This is a genomic window from Ignatzschineria cameli, assembly GCF_003121895.1.
In the GTDB taxonomy this organism is placed as follows: Bacteria; Pseudomonadota; Gammaproteobacteria; order Cardiobacteriales; family Wohlfahrtiimonadaceae; genus Ignatzschineria; species Ignatzschineria cameli.
In genome coordinates this window covers 32472-57180 of the sequence record NZ_QEWW01000007.1, presented here as the reverse complement: position 1 = coordinate 57180, position 24709 = coordinate 32472, and the positions used below count along the sequence as shown (strand labels likewise).

At 42.9% G+C, this 24709-nt stretch carries 18 protein-coding genes and 4 tRNA genes; 20 read left to right on the top strand and 2 right to left on the bottom strand.

Features of this window, described 5'->3' with window-relative positions; translation table 11 throughout:
- Positions 1-4: 4 nt before the first annotated feature.
- Complete coding sequence (locus DC077_RS08690) at positions 5-1150, bottom strand: exonuclease SbcCD subunit D (protein ID WP_109217966.1); 1146 nt, start codon at positions 1148-1150, stop codon at positions 5-7.
- Positions 1151-1563: 413 nt separating this feature from the next.
- Between DC077_RS08690 and DC077_RS08685 the strand changes: the two genes are divergently transcribed.
- Both DC077_RS08685 and DC077_RS08680 read left to right on the top strand, forming a co-directional pair.
- A complete protein-coding gene (locus DC077_RS08685; RefSeq protein ID WP_109202065.1) occupies positions 1564-2109 on the top strand; it encodes a hypothetical protein in 546 nt (181 codons plus the stop codon).
- Positions 2110-2368: 259 nt separating this feature from the next.
- On the top strand, positions 2369-2866 hold the full coding sequence (locus DC077_RS08680) for a GNAT family N-acetyltransferase (protein ID WP_109217965.1): 498 nt from the start codon (positions 2369-2371) through the stop codon (positions 2864-2866).
- Between the two features lie 62 nt (positions 2867-2928).
- On the opposite strand, the gene DC077_RS08675 is transcribed toward DC077_RS08680, so the two are convergent.
- Positions 2929-3486: a MarR family winged helix-turn-helix transcriptional regulator gene (locus tag DC077_RS08675; protein WP_109202067.1), complete on the bottom strand. Its 558-nt coding sequence runs from the start codon at positions 3484-3486 to the stop codon at positions 2929-2931.
- A 330-nt stretch (positions 3487-3816) separates the two neighbouring features.
- Between DC077_RS08675 and guaD the strand changes: the two genes are divergently transcribed.
- From guaD to rpoC, 18 genes are all read left to right on the top strand, one after another.
- A complete protein-coding gene (guaD, locus tag DC077_RS08670; RefSeq protein ID WP_109202100.1) occupies positions 3817-5142 on the top strand; it encodes a guanine deaminase in 1326 nt (441 codons plus the stop codon).
- Positions 5143-5311: 169 nt separating this feature from the next.
- Positions 5312-5470: a hypothetical protein gene (locus DC077_RS10885; RefSeq protein WP_157953522.1), complete on the top strand. Its 159-nt coding sequence runs from the start codon at positions 5312-5314 to the stop codon at positions 5468-5470.
- Positions 5471-5961: 491 nt separating this feature from the next.
- Positions 5962-7251: an O-acetylhomoserine aminocarboxypropyltransferase/cysteine synthase family protein gene (locus DC077_RS08665; RefSeq protein ID WP_109202068.1), complete on the top strand. Its 1290-nt coding sequence runs from the start codon at positions 5962-5964 to the stop codon at positions 7249-7251.
- A gap of 237 nt (positions 7252-7488) precedes the next feature.
- On the top strand, positions 7489-8418 hold the full coding sequence (gene metA, locus DC077_RS08660; protein ID WP_109202069.1) for a homoserine O-acetyltransferase MetA: 930 nt from the start codon (positions 7489-7491) through the stop codon (positions 8416-8418).
- 270 nt (positions 8419-8688) lie between these two features.
- Positions 8689-10632, top strand: coding sequence for a L,D-transpeptidase family protein (locus DC077_RS08655; RefSeq protein WP_109217964.1), 1944 nt, complete (start codon positions 8689-8691; stop codon positions 10630-10632).
- 132 nt (positions 10633-10764) lie between these two features.
- Positions 10765-10849: transfer RNA gene (locus DC077_RS08650), tRNA-Tyr, on the top strand.
- Between the two features lie 25 nt (positions 10850-10874).
- Positions 10875-10948 (top strand) — tRNA-Gly (locus tag DC077_RS08645).
- A 5-nt stretch (positions 10949-10953) separates the two neighbouring features.
- Positions 10954-11029, top strand: a tRNA-Thr gene (locus DC077_RS08640).
- Positions 11030-11072: 43 nt separating this feature from the next.
- A complete protein-coding gene (tuf, locus tag DC077_RS08635) occupies positions 11073-12263 on the top strand; it encodes an elongation factor Tu (RefSeq protein ID WP_109202071.1) in 1191 nt (396 codons plus the stop codon).
- A gap of 18 nt (positions 12264-12281) precedes the next feature.
- Positions 12282-12357: transfer RNA gene (locus DC077_RS08630), tRNA-Trp, on the top strand.
- 102 nt (positions 12358-12459) lie between these two features.
- Positions 12460-12888: a preprotein translocase subunit SecE gene (secE, locus tag DC077_RS10965; protein WP_109202072.1), complete on the top strand. Its 429-nt coding sequence runs from the start codon at positions 12460-12462 to the stop codon at positions 12886-12888.
- Between the two features lie 9 nt (positions 12889-12897).
- A complete protein-coding gene (nusG, locus tag DC077_RS10960; RefSeq protein WP_109202073.1) occupies positions 12898-13425 on the top strand; it encodes a transcription termination/antitermination protein NusG in 528 nt (175 codons plus the stop codon).
- A gap of 375 nt (positions 13426-13800) precedes the next feature.
- Entirely contained in the window at positions 13801-14232 is a 432-nt protein-coding gene (rplK, locus tag DC077_RS08620; protein WP_109202074.1) for a 50S ribosomal protein L11, read from the top strand.
- Position 14233: 1 nt separating this feature from the next.
- On the top strand, positions 14234-14923 hold the full coding sequence (rplA, locus tag DC077_RS08615) for a 50S ribosomal protein L1 (RefSeq protein WP_109202075.1): 690 nt from the start codon (positions 14234-14236) through the stop codon (positions 14921-14923).
- A gap of 307 nt (positions 14924-15230) precedes the next feature.
- Complete coding sequence (gene rplJ, locus DC077_RS08610) at positions 15231-15740, top strand: 50S ribosomal protein L10 (protein ID WP_109202076.1); 510 nt, start codon at positions 15231-15233, stop codon at positions 15738-15740.
- Positions 15741-15813: 73 nt separating this feature from the next.
- Positions 15814-16185, top strand: a complete 372-nt coding sequence (gene rplL / locus DC077_RS08605; RefSeq protein WP_109202077.1) for a 50S ribosomal protein L7/L12 — start codon at positions 15814-15816, stop codon at positions 16183-16185.
- A gap of 205 nt (positions 16186-16390) precedes the next feature.
- Positions 16391-20521 (top strand): DNA-directed RNA polymerase subunit beta, encoded by a 4131-nt coding sequence (gene rpoB / locus DC077_RS08600; RefSeq protein ID WP_109217963.1) that lies wholly within the window; start codon positions 16391-16393, stop codon positions 20519-20521.
- 66 nt (positions 20522-20587) lie between these two features.
- Positions 20588-24697, top strand: coding sequence for a DNA-directed RNA polymerase subunit beta' (gene rpoC / locus DC077_RS08595; RefSeq protein WP_109202079.1), 4110 nt, complete (start codon positions 20588-20590; stop codon positions 24695-24697).
- The last annotated feature ends 12 nt before the right edge of the window (positions 24698-24709 follow it).

Sequence of the window (24709 nt, the reverse complement as noted above, 5' to 3'; positions counted from 1 at the left end):
TCCTTTATTCTCTCTCTGCTTGCTCGATGGCATCGGTAAATATTTTTAAGGTCTCGGCATCGGGCTCTCTATTAAGTAGAGTGCGATAGAAGCCGGTAAAGAGCGAAAGATCATCCTCCTGCTTCTTTTTAGGGGTGCTTAAATGTTCCTTGTGAAACATTGGCGTATTGAGAGGTAAGCGCTGAACATGCATCGCATTGGGGAAAACAGTGCGGATCTGCGCCATCGGCTGCAAAACGGGGGTCTCATCTAGGAGGGTGACAAAGCAGTAATCTTCACTCTGTGGCATCTGGAGAATCTCTTTTAAGTATCCTTTAACCTCCCGGAGATCTCGCCTTGGAGTAAAGTGGATCTTCTCAATAGAGAGCTCCCCTTTAGGGCCTAACTCAATCTCTAAAATCGCTTTCCGATGATTTGCCTCCGATTGGGAGTACTTGAGGAGAGAGCCAGAGTATTGAATACGCTCATCTTTAATATAGTGCGCTTGATGGAGGTGTCCTAGGGCGACATAATCGAAGATCTCAAAATGTTCGGCAGAGACATATTCACTTCCACCAATGGAGAGGGGGCGCTCAGAATCGGAGGTGAGTTTTTCGCTCGAAGAGGAGTGGGTCACAAAAGCATGGAGAATCAAAATATTGCGCACATCGGGGTTATATCGTTTTTCGATCCGCTGAATGATCGCCTTTAGGGCGCTATCGTGATCGGTGATCTGCTCATCTTGCAAGAGATAGCGCACCATAGAGGGCTCAAGATAGGGAATAGGGTAGCAGTGAACCTCGCCCCATGAATCAGAGAGCACAATCGGCGTAAAGGTTGGATCTAATTCAGTGACTAAGTAGCATGCTTGGCTCTGGAGAAATTCATTGCCAAATTGAAGACGCTTAGGACTATCGTGATTCCCGGTAATTGCGATAATGGGAATCCCCGCTTTGAGCGCAATCTCTCGGAGAAATTGATCAAGGAGCTCAATCGCTTCAACAGGGGGAATCGCTCGATCATAGAGATCGCCGGCAATGATGATAAGATCCGGGCGCTCTTGCTCGATGTAAGCGGTTAGTTGCTCCAAAATAACGCGCTGATCTTCTGTCATATAGATGCCGTGAATCAGCTTTCCAAGATGCCAATCGGCAGTATGTAAAATTTTCATATAACTCCTAATGGATACGCCTAATCGCTGAAATCTTCTTTGATCTTGTGGTAACTCCTCTTTTAGTCGCTCATTTTGAGGATCAGTTTGAGCTCTCCATCTTAAAAAACCATTTGTAAGAATCGTCATCAATTAGATTATCAGTTTGATTATAAAAATTGAGACTAAATTTGATTATAACGATCTTAATAATGGGTCAATATGTTAGAATGATTCCATTGAAATTAAATCATTATCGATACATTATCGGCTGGCAGGTTTTTGTAAGTATGCTCTTTTGCAAGAATCTTTCGCTTAATGGTATCGGTCATCTCTATCGGTTATCGCGATTAGGGTGAACAATGGGATTGTGCTTCTATTGACGCTCTATGGCAATGACTCAAGCTTAGCATATTTGTGGGAAGGAGTTTGTTATGACAACACGGCCGGATCAAGTCTATCAGCAGAATCAGAGTGGTAGAATTACCTTAACCTTTTTTTTCATCTTTAATCTATTTGCATTAATCTCCTATATTCTCGGCTTTACCATTCTCAATAAGTTGGTAGCTGATGGCAATAATGCGGCGATGGAGCTGAGTAAGATCGTTCCCTTCTCAACTATCACCTTCTCTGCGATTTTACCATTGGGACTGATCTTAGGATTTTGGATGAGCAGCTTTGCGAAACAGGATCTCGGAGGGCTTTTCCGCCTGACAGCCTTAAAGCGTGGATTTATCTTAAGCTTCTTCTATCTCCTAGTGATCGTAGGTATTATCTTCTTTATCGATGAGCCGATTGCGCAGATGTTGGGAATTAGCTCCTTCTCCTATCGGATCTTTATCATTGTTCCGATCGGTGCAGTTTTAGGGGCGATCTTTGCCTATATCTGTGCGGTTGTGGCAATTAAATTCTCTAAAGTGGCAAAAGCCTATGATGAGAATCCTAACCGTAAGCCAGGTCGTATTGAGGAGCCTAATTAAGCAATCTCATACAGGTCAAGTGATTAAGGGTAGGAAGGGCAAGATCCTACCTAATCAGTAATAGTAATCAGTAATAGGCAATAGTAACAGCAATAGCAATAGCAATAGTAATAGAGCTGCCCACCAATTAAAGGTGGCATTTTTTTGTCTATGATGGTTTATGGTCATCAAGATTTGTGTAAGATAGGCGCCGTAGTGCTGAATCAGACGGGTGAGTTCAGCCAGTTTAGTTAGTTTAATGAGATAAAGGGAGCGCGTGATGAATGTTGTAAAAAATGGTGAAGAAGAGCGTAATAAAGTGGATAAGGAATCTTTCTCATATCGTATTGCGCCGGTGCCGGAAAAAGAGATAGCCTCTGCGGCAACACTGCTTTATCAGCGATTAGAGGAGATCAATAACGCGGTTCAAAAGCCGCTCTATCCTGCAACTGAGGCAGAGACAATCGCGCTTTTGAGTGAAATATCCATATTACTAGGCGCCTATTGTGATGGTGAATTAATTGGCGTTGTCGCTATCGAAGAGGATGCTGTTGAGCGTATTGCGGTGGATAAAGAGTGGATTCGATTAGGTGTTGGTACTGCTTTGATGCAAGCGGCAGAAGCAAAGGGCGCAAGTTATATCGATCTCTATCGTGAGAATAAGGGCGCGGTGCAATTTATCGAGGCGCTAGGATATGGCATCTATGATATTACAGAGCCAGAAGCTGGGGATCTCTTAGCGAAAGATCCCGCTCCATTGCTTCATTTTAAGAAGTAGAGAGTCGAAAATAGAGAAAAGAGGGTGAGGTATTATTCGGTCTTTTTGAAGATTGATCGTTATTAACTCATCTTCTCTGCATGATATAGGGTCTTTTTAAGAAGCTTAATAAAGATATGGCGCTCTTCATCGGAGAGATGAGTGATTAGAGAGTTCTCTAGCGCAATATGGGTCGGGGCGACCTTTTCAATAAGCGCTTTTCCCTCTTCGGTGAGGGTTACGATTACGCCACGGCGATCTTTGGGATCCGTTGAGCGTTTAATAAGACCCTTTGCTTCTAAGCGAATCATGCGATTAGAGAGGCCGCCAGAGGAGACAAAGATCAGCTCTTGGATCCGCCCCGGCGTAAGTTGATGATTCTCCTCTCTTAGAAGAACCGCTAAGATATTGAAATCCCCAAAATTGATGCGATAGCGCGATAAGTTTTCATCGATCATCTTGCTGATAAATGAGTCCATTCTGACAATTCGACCAATGATCTCAGTCCCGGTAAAGTCGAGATCGCGGAGCGGCGTTGCTTGCCACTTCTCAATTACTTGATCTACAAGATCAGGCGCTAGAGAGGTATCACTTTCGATCAGTATGCCGTCATCGGCAGGCTTTTGGGTTTCGTTGGGCATTATTCCGCTCCTTATATAACTGTTATAGTTGCTAATTATAACGCTTTTTTCCCACTTTTAGCAGAGGGATGGCTAAGAGGGTGCATTATCGCTCGAAGATTATTCGAGCGCTGTTGCAATCCTATTGCGTGACTGCGTTTTATCGTTCTACTGTTTAAGATATCGTTTTTTGTAAAAATATGGTATCTTTCTACAAAGATTCTTCCGACAAAGAGATTTGCGGAAGTTTTTTTATGATTGTAGATGATGCACAGATCATGATGCAGAGATCATTTGCAAGGAAATTGAGCGAGGGTAGATAAGATGAGTCGAGTGGTAGAAGCGGCAGCAATGCAGCAGGCAGATCAACGTAGTGGTGAAAAACGTGCGATTCGTGGCGCGTTATTAACATTCCATCAAGATCCTTTTCTCTTACCTATTGCTGAGTGTTACAGCTATCTAGCAGATGCGATCATTGTGATGGAAGAGGGAATCATTACGGCAGTAGGCCCCGCTGATCAATTGCTTCCCACTTTAGAAAATATCGCTATTACCCACTATCGAGATCATCTTATTTTGCCAGGTTTTATCGATAGCCATGTTCACTATCCTCAGACAGAGATTATCGCTTCTTATGGAGAGCAACTGATCGATTGGCTCAATCAATATACCTTTATTGCCGAGCAGAAATTTAGAGATCGCAGTTATGCCGATCAAGTGGCAAAGCGCTTTTTAAAAGAGCAACATCGAAATGGAGTAACCGCTTCAACTATCTTCTGTACCGTTTTTCCTGAATCGGTTGAGGCGATCTTTACCGAGGCAGCACGTCACAATATGCGCATTATGGCGGGGAAGGTCTGTATGGATCGCAATGCCCCGGAAGCTCTCTTAGATACAGCGCAAAGCGCCTATGATGAGTCAAAAGCATTGATTGAGAAGTGGCATGGAAAAGGGCGTGCGGAGTATGTGATTACTCCTCGATTTGCACCAACTTCAACCGTTGAGCAGTTAGAGATGGTGGGAGCTTTAGCGGCAGAGTATCCCGATACATTGATTCAATCCCACATTTCAGAGAATCTTGATGAGATTGAGTGGGTTCGTAGCCTCTTTCCAAAAGCGCGTGATTATGCTGATGTCTATGATCAATATGGTCTTTTGCGTGATCGGGCGATCTATGGCCATGGGGTTCATTTAACAGAGCGGGAGCTCTCAATCCTTCATGAGCGCGGGGCTGCTGTTGCCCATTGCCCAACTTCCAACTTCTTCTTAGGAAGTGGCGCGTTTAATCTGCAAGCAGCGAAAGGGGAGGGGCGAGCGATCAAGGTCGGATTAGGAACTGACCTAGGTGCCGGCACAAGTTTCTCTATTTTGCAGACAATGAATGAAGCGTATAAAGCAGCACAGCTCAATGGAGCGCCTTACTCCTCACTACATGCCTTCTATCTAGCAACGCGAGGCACAGCTGAAGCACTCAACCTTGAGACAAAAATAGGGGCTGTTGCGGTGGGAATGGAGGCTGATTTAGCTATTCTTGATCTCAAATCAACCCCTATTATTGAATACCGTATGCAATATGCCGACTCTTTAGAGGAGGCGCTCTTTATCCAGATGATGATGGGAGATGATCGAGCGATTGCGGCAACCTATATTGCGGGAGAACCAGTTTACACTGCCTAATCTCTTATTGAGGTGCGATGATCTCTCTCCAAAATTGAATCGACACCTCTTTCGAAAGTGGGCTGTAAAGTGCCGGTAGTTTATGATTAGCTACCGGCTTTTTTTGTGGGGCTATTTTCTGTTCTGTATTTTTATCCTTAAATTATCCCCCAATTATCCCTAGAAGAGAATGAGTAGGGAGAGAAGAGAAGGTAAAGAAAGGGGGAAGAAAGAAGGAAGAAAAGGCAAAAAAGGAGAAGAAAAAGGGAGAAGAAAAAGATTGTCTATTTTTCGCTCGCTTCTTTTAAAAAGAAGATATTGCTCACTCTTTTTTAAAAATATATTTTGAGCAAGCTGAAGGAGGTATCCGCAAGATATCGCTTAGATCTATCTCTCTTTATAAAAGAGGGAAGGATCAGTTTTTAGTTTTTGTCATATCTCTGTGATAGTGGGAGAGAATCAAGGGATTAGCGCCAATCTCTTTTAGTGATGACTCTTCTATTTTTAGGGGAGAGCGAGGAGGGTCTCCTATTTTTATAGCGGTTTAATAGCAGTTTAATAGTGGTTTGATAGCGGAGATGATCTCGCTTTTCGATATAAGGAAGAGCGGCTTGAAAAGACGCTGAGGAAGCATTGAGAAAAAACATTTTAGTTGCATTCTCTTTTTCTGTGCGATATAGCTATCTCTTAAGCGCCTAAGTTTATGTTTCTAATTTTTTGGACTTAGCGTGATTACTTTTTCATATATCGATCCTGTGATTTGTGCGCTTCTACCTATAAGAGAGCGCTTTTTTAGAGCGGATCGAATATGCAACCAATAAAATTTAGGAGTTCTTTTAAATGACTACCCAAAACTGGAGTTTCGATACTCTACAAGTTCATGCCGGCCAAGTGGTTGATGAAACCAAATCAAGAGCCGTTCCGATCTACCAAACCTCAAGTTATGTCTTTGATGATTCGCAACATGCGGCGGATCTTTTCGGGCTTGCAAAGCCGGGGAATATCTATACGCGGATTATGAATCCTACGACGGATGTGCTCGAAAAGCGCGTTGCGGCGTTAGAAGGAGGAGTGGGAGCATTAGCAACAAGCTCGGGCATGGCAGCTATTCTTTATGCTGTTTTGAATGTGGCAACCCCGGGTGATGAAATTATCACTCTCAGCACCATCTATGGGGGAACCTACACCCTCTTTAATAATCGCTTGCAATCTCAATTTGGAATTAAAGTGCATTTTGTTGCGCCTGAAGATTTTGAGGGATTAGAGCGTTTAATCAATGAGAAGACGAAAGCGATCTTCTTTGAGAGTATCGGTAACCCAGATATCAATATTCCTAATATTGAGAAGATTGTTGAGATCGCAGAGAAGCATCAGATTGTCACCATTGTGGATAATACCTTTGGGACCCCTTATCTCATCAATCTTAAGTCGTATGGGATCAATGTCGTTGTGCATTCATTGACAAAATATATTGGGGGGCATGGCACCTCAATTGGGGGCGCAATTGTTGATAATGGTAACTTTATCTTTAAGGATAATCCCCGTTATCCCGGCTTTAACACCCCAGATGCAGCCTATCATGGTTTGCAATATGCCGATCTTGGTGAGCAGGCTTATATCTTAAAAGCGCGTGTTGAGTTATTGCGAGACACCGGGGCTTGTATCAGTCCCTTTAATGCTTTCTTAATTCTTTTAGGGGCAGAGACCTTAAGTCTTCGTGTTGAGCGCATGACAGAATCTGCCTTAAAGATTGCCAAGCATCTTGAGAAGCATCCTGCTGTTGCGTGGGTGAAGCATCCAGGTCTCCCTTCGAGCGAATATTATGAGCGTGCGCAGCGCTACTTCCCGAAAGGGGTAGGCGCGATCTTTACCTTTGGCGTTAAAGGGGGAAAAGAGGCGAGTATCAAATTTATCGATAACTTGCAGATCTTCTCACTGCTTGCCAATGTTGCTGATGCTAAGAGCTTAGTGATTCATCCTGCAGGGACTACTCACTCACAGCTCGATGAAGAGGGATTAAAGTTAGCAGGCGTCTTGCCGGAGCTGATCCGTCTTTCGATCGGTTTAGAAGATGTTGATGATCTTATTGCCGATATCGATCAAGCTTTAGAGAAATCGCAGCAATCATAAGCAGAGAGCGACGTTGATGATCGATTGTTTTACTCTTTACCGATAGATTGTTAGAGGCGATACGATCGTTAAGAGCGACAGACAATTAATCGATCAACCGTCAAAATAAAAAGAGCTGTTTATCACTATTAAGCAGCTCTTTTCTCATTGGTAAAAATGATGTTATTGAGATGCTATTGAGATTATTAAGATGTTATCCCATCGCTCAAGCATCGATATGGAATAGAAGGAGGCGAAATGCCGGTTAAAATTCCCAACATGCTACCTGCTTATCAGGTATTGAAAAATGAGAATATCTTCGTCATGGATGAAGATCGTGCAGTAGCACAAGATATTCGACCCTTAAAAATTGCAATTTTAAATTTAATGCCGCTCAAAGAGGTGACGGAGACACAATTGCTTCGAGTCTTAGGGAATACGCCTCTACAGATCGATCCCGTCTTTATTGCGACAGAGAGCTATCAGCCTAAAAATACAGATAAGGCCTATCTCGATACTTTCTATCGGACATTCGATGATATTAAAGAGGATGCCTTTGATGGCTTTATCATTACCGGGGCACCAGTTGAGACACTTCCATTTGAAGAGGTGCAATATTGGCAGGAGTTGACGGAGATTATGGAATGGGCGGATAAAAATGTCTTCTCCACGCTCTATATCTGTTGGGGTGCACAAGCAGGGCTCTACTACCGTTATGGAGTCAATAAGCACCCCTTAGCGGAGAAATGTTTTGGTGTCTTCTCCCACGAAGTAACGGCGCAAAATGTGAAGCTCTTAAGAGGTTTTGATGATCAATTTTATGCGCCCCATAGCCGACATACAGAGGTGCGTCGTGAGGAGATCTTAGCGCATGATGATCTGATGATTTTAGCGGAATCGGAAGAGGCGGGAGTGCATATTGTCGCTAATAGAGATCTGCGTCATGTCTATGTGATGGGGCATGGAGAGTATGATCATGACACATTAGATCGTGAATATCGTCGTGATTTAGAGCGTGGTGATAAGATTGCTCCACCTCAAAATTACTATCGTCATAATGATCCGGCTGAATCACCGGTAGTCACCTGGCGCTCCCACGGTAATCTTCTCTTTGCTAATTGGTTAAATTACTGCGTCTATCAGGAGACCCCATTTGATCTGCTCTCTCTTAAAAAGCGAGAAGCGTAATAGTGGTGTTATCAACTCATCAGCCGATTCATCAATGAATCAATAGACGTTGCTCGATAAGGTGGCAAAAGAGCTAGAGCCGCGCTCTATTAGCACCGAGATTCTTAGAGATAACCTACTAAAATAGGTTATCTCTTCTATTATGGGGCGGAGTAAGGCAGGGTTATCACTATTATGACTATAAAATATTTTATAAATTAGTGTATTATAACGCTCTCTTATTAATAAATTTTTGTAAATAAATACCTATAGTGGTGAGGTAAAATCAAGATGAAAAAACATCTTATTGCAGCGGGGATCTGGATGGCACTCTTTCCGGGAGCAGTTTCAGCCATGGAAGAGGAGTCAGTCGCGATTCGTGTTGATCTTAATAATGTCGATGCGATCGGCGCTCTTTTTGAAGGTGGGGCAATTTCAGAGCTTCCTTTAGCGGTGCCGGCGGCAGTAGAGCTTTTTTCAGAATCAGTGGAGAGCATCCAAAAACCTGCAGGTCTATCGACACCCTCTACAGCAAAGAGAGATGAGTCACCATTAGAGGTAGAGACAACAACTGCGATAACCACTACTTCGCCAGAACTTCTATTAGAGGATCTTGATGAAGCGAACGATGAAGTCTCACTTCTTGCGGAAAATTTCCAGCGATTTACTATGCCAACTGCCGCGATTGATTATCAAGCGCGCGCTAATTATTGGGCAGAGAGAGCGGCTAAAGCGGGAGAAGTTTACACCTATCAGGTGCGTGTTGGTAATCCCATATTAAATCGTTTTCAACAGCGCTTTAATGAGCAGTTTAAGAGCTCTGCATCAGATTCTTCGCTTCTTGTGGATCAGAAAGGGTTGACGCCGAAAGGGGAGGAACTCTATCAGATTCTCTTAGCAAGTGAAGAGGAGGGGCTTTTACCACAGCTCTACCATGTCGGGCGAATTCAGAATCTTCTTCAGAGCGATCCTAAGGCACATCGTGCAGAGATCAATCAATTACTACAAGAGGGGATGCTTGCCTATATTCGCGATATGGTTGTTGGTATGCCGGAGCTTAAGAAGCGAGATCCCGATTGGCTCTTAGAGGGACGTAAAGTTGATCCTGCTGAGCAATTGGTAACAATAATCGCGAGTGATAATCCTGAGGTTGAGGTTGCAAAACTGCAACCGAACTATCCTGAGTATCGTAATTTAAAGCGTGCGCTTCGGGCTTTTAAGGCAAAAGAGTTTGAGCAAGAACCTCCATTAATTGCCAAAGGACCCACTATTAAGCCGGGAATGAGTGGTGAGCGGGTGATCCAGATGCGAGATCGCCTCAACTATCAAGGGTATGATGCGGGAGATGCGAATTACTATGATGCCAAGATGGGGCAGGCGGTAAAAGCTTTCCAGAAAACTCATCTATTAGAACCTGATGGCGCAGCAGGTACAAAGACCATTACGGAATTGAATCGCTCTAATCGTGATCGTATCGAGCAGATTCAGATCAATATGGAGCGCTGGCGCTGGATGCCGGAGACAATGGGGAATCACTATGTTGCTGTTGATATTCCTGGATTTCGCTACTCGGTTATGAAAGAGGGGCGGGAGGTACTCAATGCTCGGACGGTTGTAGGGAGAGGCGCACGGAAGACTCCTGTCTTTATGTCGCCGATGAGCTATATAGTCTTTAGTCCCTACTGGCATGTTCCGCGCTCGATGGCGGTCAATGATTTTCTTCCAAGATTGAAGCAGAATCCCTATGCTTTAAATCGCTCAAAAATTAGAATTTTTCGTAATGGGGTAGAGATCGATCCTGGAAGTGTTGATTGGTCACAATATAGCCGAAATAACTTCCCTTTCCAGCTTCGACAAGATCCTGGTGATCATAACTCTTTAGGGCGTGTTAAATTTATGTTCCCCAATGAACATGCAATCTATCTACACGATACGCCGTCGAAGTATCTTTTCGATAGAACATCGCGAGATTTTAGCTCTGGTTGTGTTCGGATTGAGAATCCAGAAGAACTTGCTGAGTATTTTTTAGGCGAAGCGGGTTGGGACCAGAAGCGGATAAAGGCAGCATTTAAGCGATCTTCGGAGGCTCATGTTAATTTAGATCGAGATAAAAAGATACCTGTCTATACTTTATACATGACAACGAGAGTAGAGAATGATAGTATCTCATTCCGTGCTGACATCTACAGCAAAGACAAAGTGCTCCTGGAGTCACTCAGTAATCTTTCGAAATGATGTTTACACAGTTAGCCAAAGTTCAATTTAATTGTTTTAAAATCGGTTTAAAAAGTTTTTAAATAGTGATAAAAAAATAATCAAAAATTAAATTGACACATTGAAATCACAATGTATAATGATGGCTTCTCAGGTGGAGTTCCCGAGTGGTTAAAGGGACTAGACTGTAAATCTGGCGGCTATGCCTTCGTAGGTTCGAATCCTACCTCCACCACCAAATTTTAGCTTCATAAATGAGTTTCGCGGGTGTAGTTCAATGGTAGAATCTCAGCCTTCCAAGCTGATTGTGTGGGTTCGATTCCCATCACCCGCTCCATTTCTGCTCATATAGCTCAGTTGGTAGAGCGCGTCCTTGGTAAGGACGAGGTCACCAGTTCAATTCCGGTTATGAGCACCATTCCCCTTCCGTGTAATTAAATCTAATCAAGAAGAGTGATATTATGTCAAAGGAAACTTTTAGTCGTAATAAGCCGCACGTCAATGTCGGTACAATTGGCCACGTTGACCATGGTAAAACTACATTGACAGCTGCTTTAACAAAAGTAGGTAATGAGTCTGTAGGTGCAAACGTTCGTGCATATGATCAGATCGATAATGCGCCGGAAGAGAGAGAGCGTGGTATCACGATTTCAACTTCACACGTTGAGTATGAGTCTGAGAACCGTCACTATGCGCACGTTGACTGCCCAGGGCACGCAGACTATGTTAAAAACATGATCACTGGTGCGGCACAGATGGATGGGGCAATCCTCGTTTGTTCAGCTGCTGATGGTCCAATGCCACAAACACGTGAGCACATCCTTTTATCTCGTCAAGTAGGTGTTCCATATATTCTTGTTTTCTTAAATAAGGCAGATATGGTTGATGATCCTGAGTTGATCGAGTTAGTTGAGATGGAAGTTCGTGAACTTTTAGATGCATACGATTTCCCAGGTGATGATACGCCAGTAATCGTAGGTTCAGCGCTTAAAGCAATCGAAGGGGATGAGTCAGAAATCGGTGTTCCTGCAATTAAAAAGCTTCTTGCAGCATTAGATGAGTGGATTCCTGAGCCAGTACGTGAAATCGATAAGCCATTCCTTATGCCTATCGAAGATGTATTCTCAATTTCAGGTCGTGGTACAGTAGTAACTGGTCGTATCGAGTCTGGTATTGTTAAGACTGGTGAAGAGCTTGAAATTGTTGGAATTCGTCCAACTCAAAAAACAACTTGTACGGGCGTTGAAATGTTCCGTAAACTTCTTGATCAAGGTCAAGCAGGTGATAACGTTGGTGTTCTTCTCCGTGGTACAAAGCGTGAAGATGTTGAGCGTGGTCAAGTATTAGCGAAACCAGGTTCAATTAAGCCACACACAAAATTTGAAGCAGAAGTATATGTGTTATCTAAAGAAGAAGGTGGTCGTCATACTCCATTCTTCAAAGGATACCGCCCACAATTCTACTTCCGTACAACTGATGTAACAGGTGCAGTTGAACTTCCGGAAGGCGTAGAAATGGTAATGCCTGGCGATAACATCAAGATGGTTGTTGAGTTAATCAACCCAATCGCGATGGATGAAGGTTTGCGTTTCGCAATCCGCGAAGGTGGACGTACAGTTGGTGCAGGTGTTGTATCTAAAGTTATTGCATAATTACTGCTAGCAGTATTTGGGTCAATAGCTCAATTGGCAGAGCGACGGTCTCCAAAACCGTAGGTTGAGGGTTCGATTCCTTCTTGGCCCGCCAAAATATAAAGCAGTCAGTTTTGTTTCTGACTGCTTTTATTTTATCTAATCAAAATTATCTAGTATAATGCCGGTTTAATGTGCATGAATGAGAAGTAATAAGATGAAAACAAAGAAAAAGCCTGTAAAGGTGAATGAGCAACCCGCAGTTGCAAAGAGAGCCTCACAAACTAAAGGGCAAGAAGTTAAGAGTAGTAAAGGTTTAGTCTGGCTTGCGGTATTAGTGGTATTGGCAGGGATCTTTGTCTATTACTACTTTGAGGGCGTTAATATGCTCTACTCTTTTGGTGCGCTGATCGCAGGATTAGTGGTTGGTGTCGGAATCTTCTTCACCTCTCCGACGGGAAAGAATTTAATCGTCTTTTTTAAAGAGTCTCGTATGGAGTTGCGTCGCGTAGTGTGGCCAACGATGGATGAAACTCGTAAAATGACACTTCTTGTGATTGTAGTCATGGTGATAACGCTACTCTTTTTGATGTTTGTTGATTTTATTATTAAAAACATCATCTCATTTATATTGTCATTTTCGTAGGAGAGAAAGATGCATTGGTATGTGATACAGGCTTATTCTGGGTACGAAGGACAGGTAGTTCGTGCACTGCATGAATATATTGCAAGAGAAGGTCTTGAGTCGAAATTTGGCGAGATCTTAGTGCCGACCGAAGAGGTCGTAGAAGTTAAAGATGGTAAACGCCGTAAGAGCGAGCGTAAATTCTTCCCAGGATATGTGCTTGTGCAGGCGGATATGGATGAAGAGGTTTGGCACTTAGTTAATAGTGTTCCTCGTGTCATTGGATTCGTTGGTGGTAAGAGTGACCGTCCTAGCCCGATCTCTGAGCGTGAAGCAAATCAGATCTTAAATCGTATTGCTCAGGCAGAAGAGGGGCCAAGATTGAAGGTTCTCTATGAGATTGGTGAAGAGGTTCGTGTTATTGATGGACCTTTCAATGAGTTTAATGGTACCGTTACAGAGGTAGACTCTGATAAAGGGCGTATTAAAGTCTCTGTTATGATCTTTGGTCGAGCAACTCCGGTTGATTTAGAGTTTAGCCAAGTTGAGAAGATCTAGTCGCTAAAAGTTAACCTATCGTTTCATTTCTGATGAAAGAAGGGTAGGCGGAAGTTATCGCGAAAATTGAATAAAAAGTGAAAGCTTTAGGAGAGCGTTGAAGTCAAGGTGTTAATTGTAATTTCTTGATTTTAACGCTCTTTTCTATTTCTATCTTTAAGGCTATTTCTAATACTATCTTTAATGCTATCTCCGTTTGCTCTCTTGTTCTGTGGGTCCAATGGGAATGTGATTTTAGTGATGTTAGGATGACAGCGGGGAATACTTTACAAGATTAAAGGTTGTGCTCTTTCTGAAAGGGTGTTACAATACCGAGTCTTTTAAAACTTGGGGAGCTGGAAAGCGTTTGACCCATACTATTAGGAGTATCGCCAAATGGCAAAGAAAGTAATGTCTTATATTAACCTGCAAGTAGCTGCAGGGAAAGCGAACCCATCGCCACCAATTGGTCCGGCGTTAGGTCAGCACGGTGTGAATATTATGGAATTCTGTAAGGCGTTTAACGCTGCAACACAACAGATGGAACCCGGTATGCCGATTCCTGTTGTGATTACAGTCTATAATGACCGTTCATTCACATTTATCACAAAAACTCCACCAGCAGCATATCTTTTAAAGAAAGCGGCAGGTATCAAATCAGGTAGTCCAAAACCTAATACGCAAAAAGTCGGTAAAGTGACTCGTGCGCAATTAGAAGAGATTGCGAAGACTAAAGAGCCAGATTTAACTTCAGCAGACTTAGACGCTGCAGTGAAAATCATCGCAGGAAGTGCACGCTCAATGGGTATCGAAGTGGAGGGTGTGTAAGATGGCGAAGTTAACTAAAAAGAAAAAAGCAATTTTAGAGTTAGTTGATTCTGAAAAAGTTTATACCCTTGAAGAAGCGGTAGAGACTCTTAAAAAAGTTCCAGCTGCAAAATTTGAAGAGTCATTCGAAGTTGCTATTAACTTAGGTGTTGATCCTCGTAAATCGGACCAAGTTGTTCGTGGTGCGACGGTAATGCCTAATGGAACAGGTAAAGATGTTCGCGTTGCTGTATTTGCACAAGGTGCAAACGCAGAGGCTGCTAAAGAAGCGGGCGCGGATGTTGTTGGTTTTGAAGACCTCGCTGAAAGCATGAAAGGTGGCGATCTTAACTATGATGTAGTTATCGCAACTCCAGATGCAATGCGTGTTGTAGGTCAATTAGGTCAAATCTTAGGTCCAAGAGGCCTTATGCCTAACCCTCGCGTAGGAACTGTAACGCCAGACGTGGTTACTGCAGTTAAAAATGCAAAATCAGGTCAAGTTCGTTTCCGTACTGATAAAGCAGGGATCATCCACGCTGCAATTGGTAAAGTGAACTTTGATGCGAATGCAATCAGAGAAAACCTTAAAGCGCTTATCGCAGAGTTGACTCGCTTAAAGCCAGCTTCAGCAAAAGGTGTCTATCTTAAAAAATTAACAGTATCAACGACTATGGGTCCTGGTATTACTGTTGATTTAGCATCAGTATAATTTAAGATAAAGAATGTGAACTTATCTTTTAATTTTGAATAACAGTTATCATAATTATCTTAAAAATTTATCCACAAGATATATCCACAAGGTTGTTATGAAGTGTTAGCCTAAATTAAAGGTGAGTCGAAGACCGTAGATTCCCTTAGGGTTTAATTGTCAAAGTTGAGTTAAAGGATTGATCCTTTAACTCAATGAAGATGGTCTACGTAGACGGTGGTTCTAGATTAGGGTTACCGTAGGGCCAAACGTCATTGTTTGGGTGTTGTAACAGGTAAGTAATTACCGAAATATGTAAAGGTGAAAAATGAGTTCTTTGCAAAGTAAACAAGTAGTGGTGGAAGAGGTTAGTGGGTTAGCAAATAATGCACACTCTCTAGTTCTTTCCGAATACCACGGGCTTACGGTAGCTCAGATTACATCTCTTCGTAATGCGGCAAGATCAGCTGATGTTGATATCCGTGTTGTGAAAAATACATTAGCAAGACTTGCATTGAAAGATACTCAATTTGAAAATGCAATCCCAAGTCTTGTTGGTCCGATCATCATGGCTTTCTCTATGAACGAGGAAGATCCTGTTGCCGGAGCACGTGTTATTCACAATTTCCTTAAGGAAAAAGAGAATGAGAAGTTAGTCGTTAAAGCAATTGCCCATGATGGTGAAGTCCATGATGGTTCTGCACTGAAAGCAATCGCGTCACTCCCAACGAAGGAAGAAGCGATTTCAATGTTCTTAGCAGTATTGAAAGCACCAGTTCAGAAACTTGCAGCAACTTTAGCTTCTGTAAGAGACAAGAAAGAAGCAGAAGCAGCTTAATCGCTCTGCTAACAATTCTTAATTTAGAATCGTTAACTAATCAAAATTTTAAGATAATTTTAGGAGTTATATTATGGCAATCTCACACGAAGATATCCTTAATGCAATTGAAGAGATGAAAACCGCAGAAGTTATGGAATTAATCTCTGCAATCGAAGAAAAATTTGGCGTTACAGCAGCAGTTGCAGTAGCAGCTGGTCCTGCAGGTGATGCTGGCGCAGCAGCAGAAGCTCAAACTGAGTTTGATGTTGTAATGACAGCTGTCGGCGACAAGAAAATCAACGTGATCAAAGTGGTACGTGGTATCACAGGTCTTGGTCTTGGTGATGCTAAAGCACTCGTTGAAGGTGCACCTGCAACAGTTAAAGAGCAAGTATCTAAAGAAGAAGCAGATAAGATCAAAGCTGAGCTTGAAGAAGCGGGCGCAACTGTTGAACTTAAATAATCAGGCTATAATTAAAAGAGATGTACAATTATCTGCCTGATATTAACAGGTACTCTTTTAATTGAGAATGAAACATAAAGGCTAGGGTTACGACTCTAGCCTTTACTAGCTTCTAAAAAATATTTTTCAAGCGTATAAATTAGGCCTTTTGGCCAAAGGATTAATTTATATGTTTACACTCCCCATCTCATGAGGAATACATTGCATGGTCTATTCGTTTACAGAAAAAAAACGCATCCGTAAAGACTTCGGACAGCAGATTGAAGTTCAAGAAGTCCCCTTTCTTCTCGCGACACAGATTGACTCTTACGAGAATTTCTTGCAAGAGCATACCCCTCGACGTGAGCGCAAAGATCAAGGATTACACGCTGCGTTTAAGTCGATTTTCCCCATTGAAGCGATTAAAGCTAAAACAGCGACCTCTAACGGTTTCCGCCTCTCGTTAGAGTATGTGGATTACCATATTGGTGAGCCTGAGTTTGATGTTCGCGAATGCCAAATGCGCGGAACGACCTATGCAGCGTCGTTACGTATTGGGATGCGCTTAAAGATTTCTGATTTAGAAACCGGCGAAATTAAAGAGATCCGTGAAGCGGATATCGATCAATTTGGTCGTGGTGGTGTCTATTTAGGTGAAATTCCTTTAATGACTGAAAATGGAACATTCGTGATCAATGGTACTGAGCGAGTAATTGTCTCTCAGCTTCATCGTTCACCGGGTGTCTTCTTCGATCATGATAAAGGAAAAGGGCACTCATCTGGTAAATTACTCTTCTCCGCAAGAATTATCCCTTATCGTGGTTCTTGGATGGATTTTGAATTTGATGCTAAAGATCTAGTTTATGCTCGTATCGATCGCCGTAGAAAGCTCCATGCGACCATTATCTTAAAAGCACTCGGTCTTTCTGATGCTGAGATCTTAGCTGAGTTTTTTGAGACCAATAAATTCTTAATTAAAGGGAAGAAACTCTTCCTTGAGTTAGTTCCTGCTCGTCTTCGTGGTGAGATGGCTGCTTTTGACATTATTCTTGATGGTGATGTCTTAGTTGAGAAGGGACGTCGTGTAACTGCTCGCCATATTAAACGTCTTGAAGAGGCGGGAATTGAGGAGTTAGAAGTACCATTTGAATATCTTGTTGGTAAAGTAATATCGCAAGATATTATGGATGAGTCGACCGGTGAATTATTAGCATTAGCAAATGATGTTATTACTGCAGAGACATTAGAGAAGTTTGTGGCATATGGTATCAATGAGATCCCCGTTCTCTTCACGAATGATGTTGATTGCGGTGCTTATATCTCAGATACCTTACGTGCTGATACAACAAAAAGTCAGTTAGAAGCGCAGATCGAAATCTATCGAATGATGCGTCCTGGCGAACCACCTACAAAAGAAGCGGCAGAGAATCTCTTTGCTAGCCTCTTCTTCACAAGTGATCGTTATGATCTCTCTGCTGTAGGTCGAATGAAGTTTAATCGCCGCCTCGGCCGTGATACCGATACTGGAGAAGGGACACTCTCTAATCAAGATATTTTAGATGTCTTAAAAGAGCTAGTTGCAATCCGTAATGGTCATGGTCAGGTTGATGATGTTGACCATTTAGGAAACCGTCGTATTCGTTCTGTTGGTGAGATGGTTGAAAACGTCTACCGTATCGGCTTAGTTCGTATCGAAAGAGCCGTTAAAGATCGTCTTCTTTTAGCAGAAGCGGAAGGATTAACACCTCACGATTTAATCAATGCGAAACCTGTTGGTGCGGCAATTAAGGAGTTCTTTGGATCTTCACAATTATCGCAATTTATGGACCAGAACAACCCATTGTCTGAGGTGACTCATAAGCGTCGTATCTCTGCATTAGGTCCTGGTGGTTTAACTCGTGAGCGTGCTGGCTTTGAAGTTCGTGACGTTCATGTTACTCACTATGGTCGCGTCTGTCCTATCGAAACACCTGAAGGACCTAACATCGGTCTTATCAACTCACTTGCAAGTTATGCTCGTACTAATAGCTATGGCTTCTTAGAGACCCCTTATCGTAAAGTGGTTGATGGTCGTGTAACCGATCAGGTTGATTACCTCTCAGCTTATGAAGAGGCTAATTATGGTATCGCTCAGGCAAATGCGCAATTAGATGAAAATGGTGCTTTCGTTGAAGAGTTAATCGCTGCTCGTTCAGGTGGGGAATTTACCCTTCTTACAAAAGAGCAGATTAGCTATATCGATATCTCACCAAAACAGATTGTTTCCGTAGCTGCTGCACTTATCCCCTTCCTGGAACATGATGACGCGAACCGTGCACTCATGGGATCGAACATGCAACGTCAAGCTGTTCCAACCCTCAATGCGGATAAGCCACTTGTAGGTACCGGAATGGAGCGTATTGTTGCGCGCGACTCGGGCGTCTGTGTGGTGGCAAAACGTGGTGGTGTTGTCGATTATGTCGATGCAACTCGAATCATTATTCGCGTCAATGATGATGAAACGGTTGTTGGACAATCAGGGGTTGATATCTATAACCTCACTAAATATCAGCGCTCTAATGCTAATACTTGTGTTAACCAAAAGGTATTAGTGAAAGAGGGGGATATTGTATCGCGCCAAGATATCTTAGCGGATGGTCCTTCTACTGACCTAGGGGAGCTTGCGTTAGGGCAAAATATGTTAGTGGCGTTTATGCCATGGAATGGTTACAACTACGAAGACTCCATCTTAATCTCGGAGCGCGTGGTGAAAGAGGAACGCTTTACAACGATTCATATCGAAGAGTTAACCTGTGTTGCTCGTGATACAAAGTTAGGACCTGAAGAGATTACCTCAGATATTCCTAACGTCTCTGAATCTGCACTCTCAAAACTTGATGAAGCAGGTATTGCTTATATTGGTGCTGAAGTGAAATCAGGCGATATCTTAGTTGGTAAAGTATCACCGAAAGGGGAGACAACCTTAACGCCTGAGGAGAAGTTACTCCGTGCAATTTTTGGTGAGAAAGCCTCTGATGTAAAAGATAACTCACTTCGTGTTCCTTCCGGAATGGATGGTACCGTTATCGATGTTCGTGTCTTTACGCGTGATGGTATTGAGAAAGATAGTCGTGCAAAAGAGATTGAAGACCGCGAATTACGTGGTGTTCGTAAAGACTTAAATGACCAATTACGTATTCTTGAAGATGACCTTTTCGAGCGTGTTAGTAAAAGCTTAATTGGTGCTGAAGTTGCTGCTGGCAATAAAGGTATTAAGGCGGGCGATAAGATCACTGAAGAGTATCTTCAAGGAATTGAGCGTGAAAAATGGCTCGATCTTAAAGTGAAATCGGAAGAGCTTGCAGAAGAATTTGTAAAATTGAAAGCGCTTTTAGATCAGCAACGTAAAGAATCGAATAAGAAATTTGAAGAGTTACGTGCAAAATTAACCCAAGGAGATGAGTTAGCACCAGGCGTCTTGAAGATGGTTAAGGTCTACCTTGCGGTTAAACGTCGTATTCAGCCAGGTGATAAAATGGCAGGTCGTCACGGAAATAAAGGGGTTATCTCCATGATTGTTCCGGAAGAAGATATGCCTTATATGGAAGATGGAACACCTGTAGATATCTGTCTTAACCCACTTGGGGTACCTTCCCGTATGAATATCGGGCAGATCCTTGAGACTCACTTAGGTTGGGCGGCACATGGTTTAGGTTTGAAGATCGATAAGATGCTCAAATCCCATGCACAGATCCAAGAGCTTCGCAGCTTCTTAGATGAGATCTACAATAAAGATGAGAGTGCTCAAAATGTTGATCTTGATAAGTTCAGTGATGATGAGATCTTAGAGCTTTGTGGCAACCTCCGTAAAGGGGTTCCGATGGCAAGCCCAGTATTTGATGGGGCATCAGAAGAAGAGATGCGCCGTATGCTTCGCCTTGCAGATCTACCAGAGTCTGGTCAAATCACACTCTATGATGGTCGTACCGGAGATGCATTTGATCGACCTGTTACGGTAGGATTTATGTATATGCTCAAGCTCAACCACTTAGTGGATGACAAGATGCATGCTCGTTCAACGGGACCTTATTCACTTGTAACGCAACAGCCATTAGGGGGTAAAGCTCAATTTGGTGGTCAGCGTTTCGGAGAGATGGAGGTGTGGGCACTTGAGGCATATGGTGCTGCCTATACTCTACAAGAGATGTTGACAGTAAAATCGGATGATGTTGCCGGCCGTACCGCGGTCTATAAAAATATCGTCAATGGTGAGCATAGCATTGAAGTAGGAATGCCTGAGTCATTTAACGTACTGATTAAAGAGATCCGTTCTCTAGGTATCGATATTGACACAGTCAATGATGAGGATGATGAGTAATCATCATCCCTTATCGAGGATTGCGTCGTAGAGACATTTCTTTAAATATACATTGGAAGATAACGAATGAACTTATTAAATTTATTTAAGACGGAAGATAAAGGTGGCTTTGATGCGATCAAGATCGGTTTAGCATCGCCAGAGAAAATTCTTAGTTGGTCTTATGGTGAAGTTAAAAAACCAGAAACCATCAACTATCGAACCTTTAAACCAGAGCGTGATGGTCTCTTCTGTGCGAAAATTTTCGGGCCAGTTAAAGATTATGAGTGCTTATGTGGAAAGTATAAGCGTCTTAAGCATCGCGGTGTTGTGTGTGAGAAGTGTGGCGTTGAAGTAACACTCTCAAATGTTCGTCGTGAGCGTATGGGGCATATCAGCCTTGCATCACCGGTGGCACATATCTGGTATCTTAAATCATTACCGAGCCGTATCGGTCTTCTTCTTGATATGACTCTTCGTGATATTGAGAAAATCCTTTACTTTGAATCATTTGTAGTTATTGAACCTGGTATGACTCCTTTTGAGCATGGACAAGTTCTAACTGATGAAGAGTTCTTAGATGCGATTGAAGAGTATGGTGATGAGTTTGATGCACGAATGGGTGCAGAAGCGATCTTAGAATTACTAAAAGCGATCGATCTTGAAGAGGAAGCATCACGTCTTCGTGAAGAGCTACAAGAGACTCGTTCAGAAACAAAATTTAAGCGTCTCTCAAATCGCCTTAAATTAGTTGAATCATTTATTGCTTCAGGTAACCGTCCTGAGTGGATGATCTTAACAAACTTACCGGTATTACCGCCGGATCTACGTCCATTAGTTCCACTCGATGGTGGACGTTTTGCGACATCGGATCTCAATGATCTCTATCGTCGTGTGATTAACCGTAACAATCGTCTACAGCGTCTTCTTGAGTTAGAAGCGCCCGATATTATTGTTCGTAACGAGAAGCGTATGCTTCAAGAGTCTGTAGACTCCCTTCTTGATAATGGTCGTCGTGGCCGTGCAATCTCTGGTGCGAATAAGCGTCCATTGAAATCACTTGCCGATATGATCAAAGGTAAGCAGGGTCGTTTCCGTCAAAACTTGCTCGGTAAGCGTGTTGACTACTCTGGTCGTTCGGTCATCGTAGTAGGACCAACACTTCGTCTACATCAGTGTGGTTTACCGAAGCAGATGGCATTAGAGCTCTTTAAGCCATTTATCTTCTCACAATTGATTCAACGCGGTATTGCAACAACAATTAAAGCTGCAAAACGAATGGTTGAACGTGAAGTACCAGAAGTTTGGGATATCTTAGAGCATGTTATTACTGAGCATCCAATCCTTCTTAACCGTGCGCCGACCCTTCATAGACTTGGTATTCAAGCGTTTGAACCTGTCTTAATTGAAGGTAAAGCGATTCAGCTTCATCCTCTCGTTTGTACTGCGTTTAACGCCGACTTCGACGGTGACCAGATGGCGGTTCACGTGCCACTCTCAATTGAGTCACAATTAGAAGCACGTGCATTGATGATGTCATCAAATAACATTCTTTCACCGGCAAATGGTGAGCCGATCATCGTTCCTTCTCAGGACGTTGTTTTAGGCCTCTACTATATGACTCGTGAGCGAATCAATGCTAAAGGGGAAGGTCGAGTCTTTACCGATACTGCAGAAGTACATCGTGCTTATGTCTTAAAAGAGCTTGATGTTCATGCAAAAGTTTCGGTTCGTCTCCCAATCTCAATGTTTGAAGATGCTAAAGAGGGCGAAACCTATCGTCGCGTTGAATCGACAGTAGGACGTATTCTCTTAACAGATCTTCTTCCAGAAGGATTGCCTTTCTCCTTGATCGATAAGGTGCTCACTAAGCGTGAAATCTCTAACTTGATCAATAGCTGTTATCGCCGTTTAGGATTGAAAGATACAGTAATTTTTGCCGATAAATTGATGTATACCGGCTTCTACTATGCGATGCGTTCAGGATCTTCAATTAGCTATGAAGATATGGTGATTCCACCGCAGAAGCAGGAGATTATCGAGCGTGCAGAAGCGGAAGTAAAAGAAGTTCAGATGCAATACTCACAAGGTTTAGTGACCAATGGTGAGCGCTATAACAAGGTTATCGATATCTGGTCACGCACCAATGAAGAAGTTGCGAAGACGATGATGAATAACCTTGGTAAAGATGAAGTTGTTGATGAGAAGACCGGCGAGAAAGTTGAGCAGACTTCATTTAACTCAATTTTTATGATGGCTGACTCAGGAGCGCGTGGTAGTGCTGCGCAGATTCGTCAGCTTGCGGGGATGCGTGGATTGATGGCAAAACCAGATGGTTCAATCATCGAGACACCAATTACGGCAAACTTCCGTGAAGGGTTAGACGTTCTTCAGTACTTCGTATCAACGCATGGTGCTCGTAAAGGTCTTGCAGATACGGCATTGAAGACAGCAAACTCAGGTTACTTAACGCGTCGTCTTGTGGATGTTGCACAAGATTTAGTTATCGTTAATGAAGATTGTGGTACAACCGATGGTCTCTTAATGACTCCGATCGTTGAAGGTGGTGATATTGTTGAACCATTACGTGATCGTGTATTAGGACTTGTTGTCGCAGAGGATGTCTATATTCCAGGAACGGATGAGATTCTTTTCCCAGCAGGTACATTATTAGATGAAGCAGCAGTAGATCTTCTTGATGAGAAAGGTGTTGATGAGTTAATTGCTCGTTCACCTATCACCTGTGAGAATCGCTATGGATTGTGTGCAAAATGTTATGGTCGCGACTTAGGTCGTGGTCACCTTGTAAATCCTGGTGAAGCAGTCGGTGTTATTGCGGCTCAGTCGATCGGGGAACCTGGAACACAGTTAACGATGCGTACGTTCCATATCGGGGGTGCGGCATCGGGATCGGCAGCGGTCTCTAATGTCCAAGTGAAGACAAAAGGTACCTTGAAGCTTGTTCGCATGAAGACAGTTCGTAATAAGGATAATAACCTTGTATCGATCTCTCGTTCGGGTGAGTTGATCATCATGGATGAATTTGGTCGTAACCGTGAGCGCTATAAAGTGCCTTATGGTGCAACGATTGTGGTTGATGAAGGTGGTAGTGTTGAGATCGGTGATGTTGTTGCAACATGGGATCCGCATACTATTCCTGTTATCGTTGAAGTATCAGGCTTTATTAAGTTTGTTGATTTTGAAGAGAATATCAACGTTCAGAAACAGACAGATGATATTACCGGACTTTCAAACTTGATCGTTCTTGACTCTAAGCAGCGTAATACTGGTGGTAAACGTCCATCAATCTACGTTGTAGATGAGGCGGGTAATGAGCTCAATATTCCAGGAACAGATGTAACAGCGATGTATACACTTCCTGTTGGTGCGATTCTTAACCTAAATGATGGAGATGCTGTCTCGATCGGGGATGCGTTAGCACGTATTCCACAAGAATCTTCAAAAACACGGGATATCACCGGGGGTCTTCCACGAGTAGCTGACCTCTTTGAAGCGCGTCGTCCTAAGGAAGCGGCTATTCTTGCAGAGACAACTGGTATTGTGAGCTTTGGTCGTGAGACAATGAGCAAACAACGTCTGATTATCACAGACTCTGCCGGTGTTGCACATGAAGAGTTAATTCCTAAATGGCGTCATGTAAACGTCTTCGAAGGGGAGACTGTTGAGAAGGGTGAGATCATTGTTGATGGTGAGTTAAGCGCACATGATATTCTTCGTCTCTTAGGGGTGAAAGAGCTTGCAGCTTACTTAGTAAAAGAGATTCAAGACGTTTATCGACTCCAAGGGGTTAAGATCTCTGATAAACATATTGAAGTTATTATTCGTCAAATGCTCCGTAAAGTGGAGATTCTTGAAGCGAATGATAGCTCCTTTATTAAGGGTGAGCAGGCAGAGTATGTCTCTGTTCTCGAAGAGAATGATCGCTTAGAAGCGGAAGGTAAAGTTCCAGCAACTTATCAACCTGTTCTTCTTGGTATCACAAAAGCATCATTAGCAACAGATAGCTTTATCTCAGCAGCATCGTTCCAGGAGACAACACGTGTCTTAACAGATGCATCGATTCGCGGCTTGAAAGATCATCTCCGTGGTCTTAAAGAGAACGTTATTGTGGGACGCTTAATTCCTGCAGGAACGGGTCTTATCTATCATCAAGAGCGTCGTAATGCAGCTAAATAGTTGTCAACTTGT

What these genes read in the sequence shown, in the direction of transcription:
- DC077_RS08685 (WP_109202065.1), top strand. Translation starts at nt 1,564, where the DNA reads ATGACAACACGGCCGGATCAAGTCTATCAGCAGAATCAGAGTGGTAGA.
- rplL (WP_109202077.1), top strand. Translation starts at nt 15,814, where the DNA reads ATGGCAATCTCACACGAAGATATCCTTAATGCAATTGAAGAGATGAAA.
- guaD (WP_109202100.1), top strand. Translation starts at nt 3,817, where the DNA reads ATGCAGCAGGCAGATCAACGTAGTGGTGAAAAACGTGCGATTCGTGGC.
- nusG (WP_109202073.1), top strand. Translation starts at nt 12,898, where the DNA reads ATGCATTGGTATGTGATACAGGCTTATTCTGGGTACGAAGGACAGGTA.
- rplA (WP_109202075.1), top strand. Translation starts at nt 14,234, where the DNA reads ATGGCGAAGTTAACTAAAAAGAAAAAAGCAATTTTAGAGTTAGTTGAT.
- DC077_RS08665 (WP_109202068.1), top strand. Translation starts at nt 5,962, where the DNA reads ATGACTACCCAAAACTGGAGTTTCGATACTCTACAAGTTCATGCCGGC.
- rpoC (WP_109202079.1), top strand. Translation starts at nt 20,588, where the DNA reads ATGAACTTATTAAATTTATTTAAGACGGAAGATAAAGGTGGCTTTGAT.
- rplK (WP_109202074.1), top strand. Translation starts at nt 13,801, where the DNA reads ATGGCAAAGAAAGTAATGTCTTATATTAACCTGCAAGTAGCTGCAGGG.
- DC077_RS08690 (WP_109217966.1), bottom strand. Translation starts at nt 1,150, where the DNA reads ATGAAAATTTTACATACTGCCGATTGGCATCTTGGAAAGCTGATTCAC.
- DC077_RS10885 (WP_157953522.1), top strand. Translation starts at nt 5,312, where the DNA reads ATGAGTAGGGAGAGAAGAGAAGGTAAAGAAAGGGGGAAGAAAGAAGGA.
- tuf (WP_109202071.1), top strand. Translation starts at nt 11,073, where the DNA reads ATGTCAAAGGAAACTTTTAGTCGTAATAAGCCGCACGTCAATGTCGGT.
- DC077_RS08680 (WP_109217965.1), top strand. Translation starts at nt 2,369, where the DNA reads ATGAATGTTGTAAAAAATGGTGAAGAAGAGCGTAATAAAGTGGATAAG.
- metA (WP_109202069.1), top strand. Translation starts at nt 7,489, where the DNA reads ATGCCGGTTAAAATTCCCAACATGCTACCTGCTTATCAGGTATTGAAA.
- DC077_RS08655 (WP_109217964.1), top strand. Translation starts at nt 8,689, where the DNA reads ATGAAAAAACATCTTATTGCAGCGGGGATCTGGATGGCACTCTTTCCG.
- DC077_RS08675 (WP_109202067.1), bottom strand. Translation starts at nt 3,486, where the DNA reads ATGCCCAACGAAACCCAAAAGCCTGCCGATGACGGCATACTGATCGAA.
- rplJ (WP_109202076.1), top strand. Translation starts at nt 15,231, where the DNA reads ATGAGTTCTTTGCAAAGTAAACAAGTAGTGGTGGAAGAGGTTAGTGGG.
- rpoB (WP_109217963.1), top strand. Translation starts at nt 16,391, where the DNA reads ATGGTCTATTCGTTTACAGAAAAAAAACGCATCCGTAAAGACTTCGGA.
- secE (WP_109202072.1), top strand. Translation starts at nt 12,460, where the DNA reads ATGAAAACAAAGAAAAAGCCTGTAAAGGTGAATGAGCAACCCGCAGTT.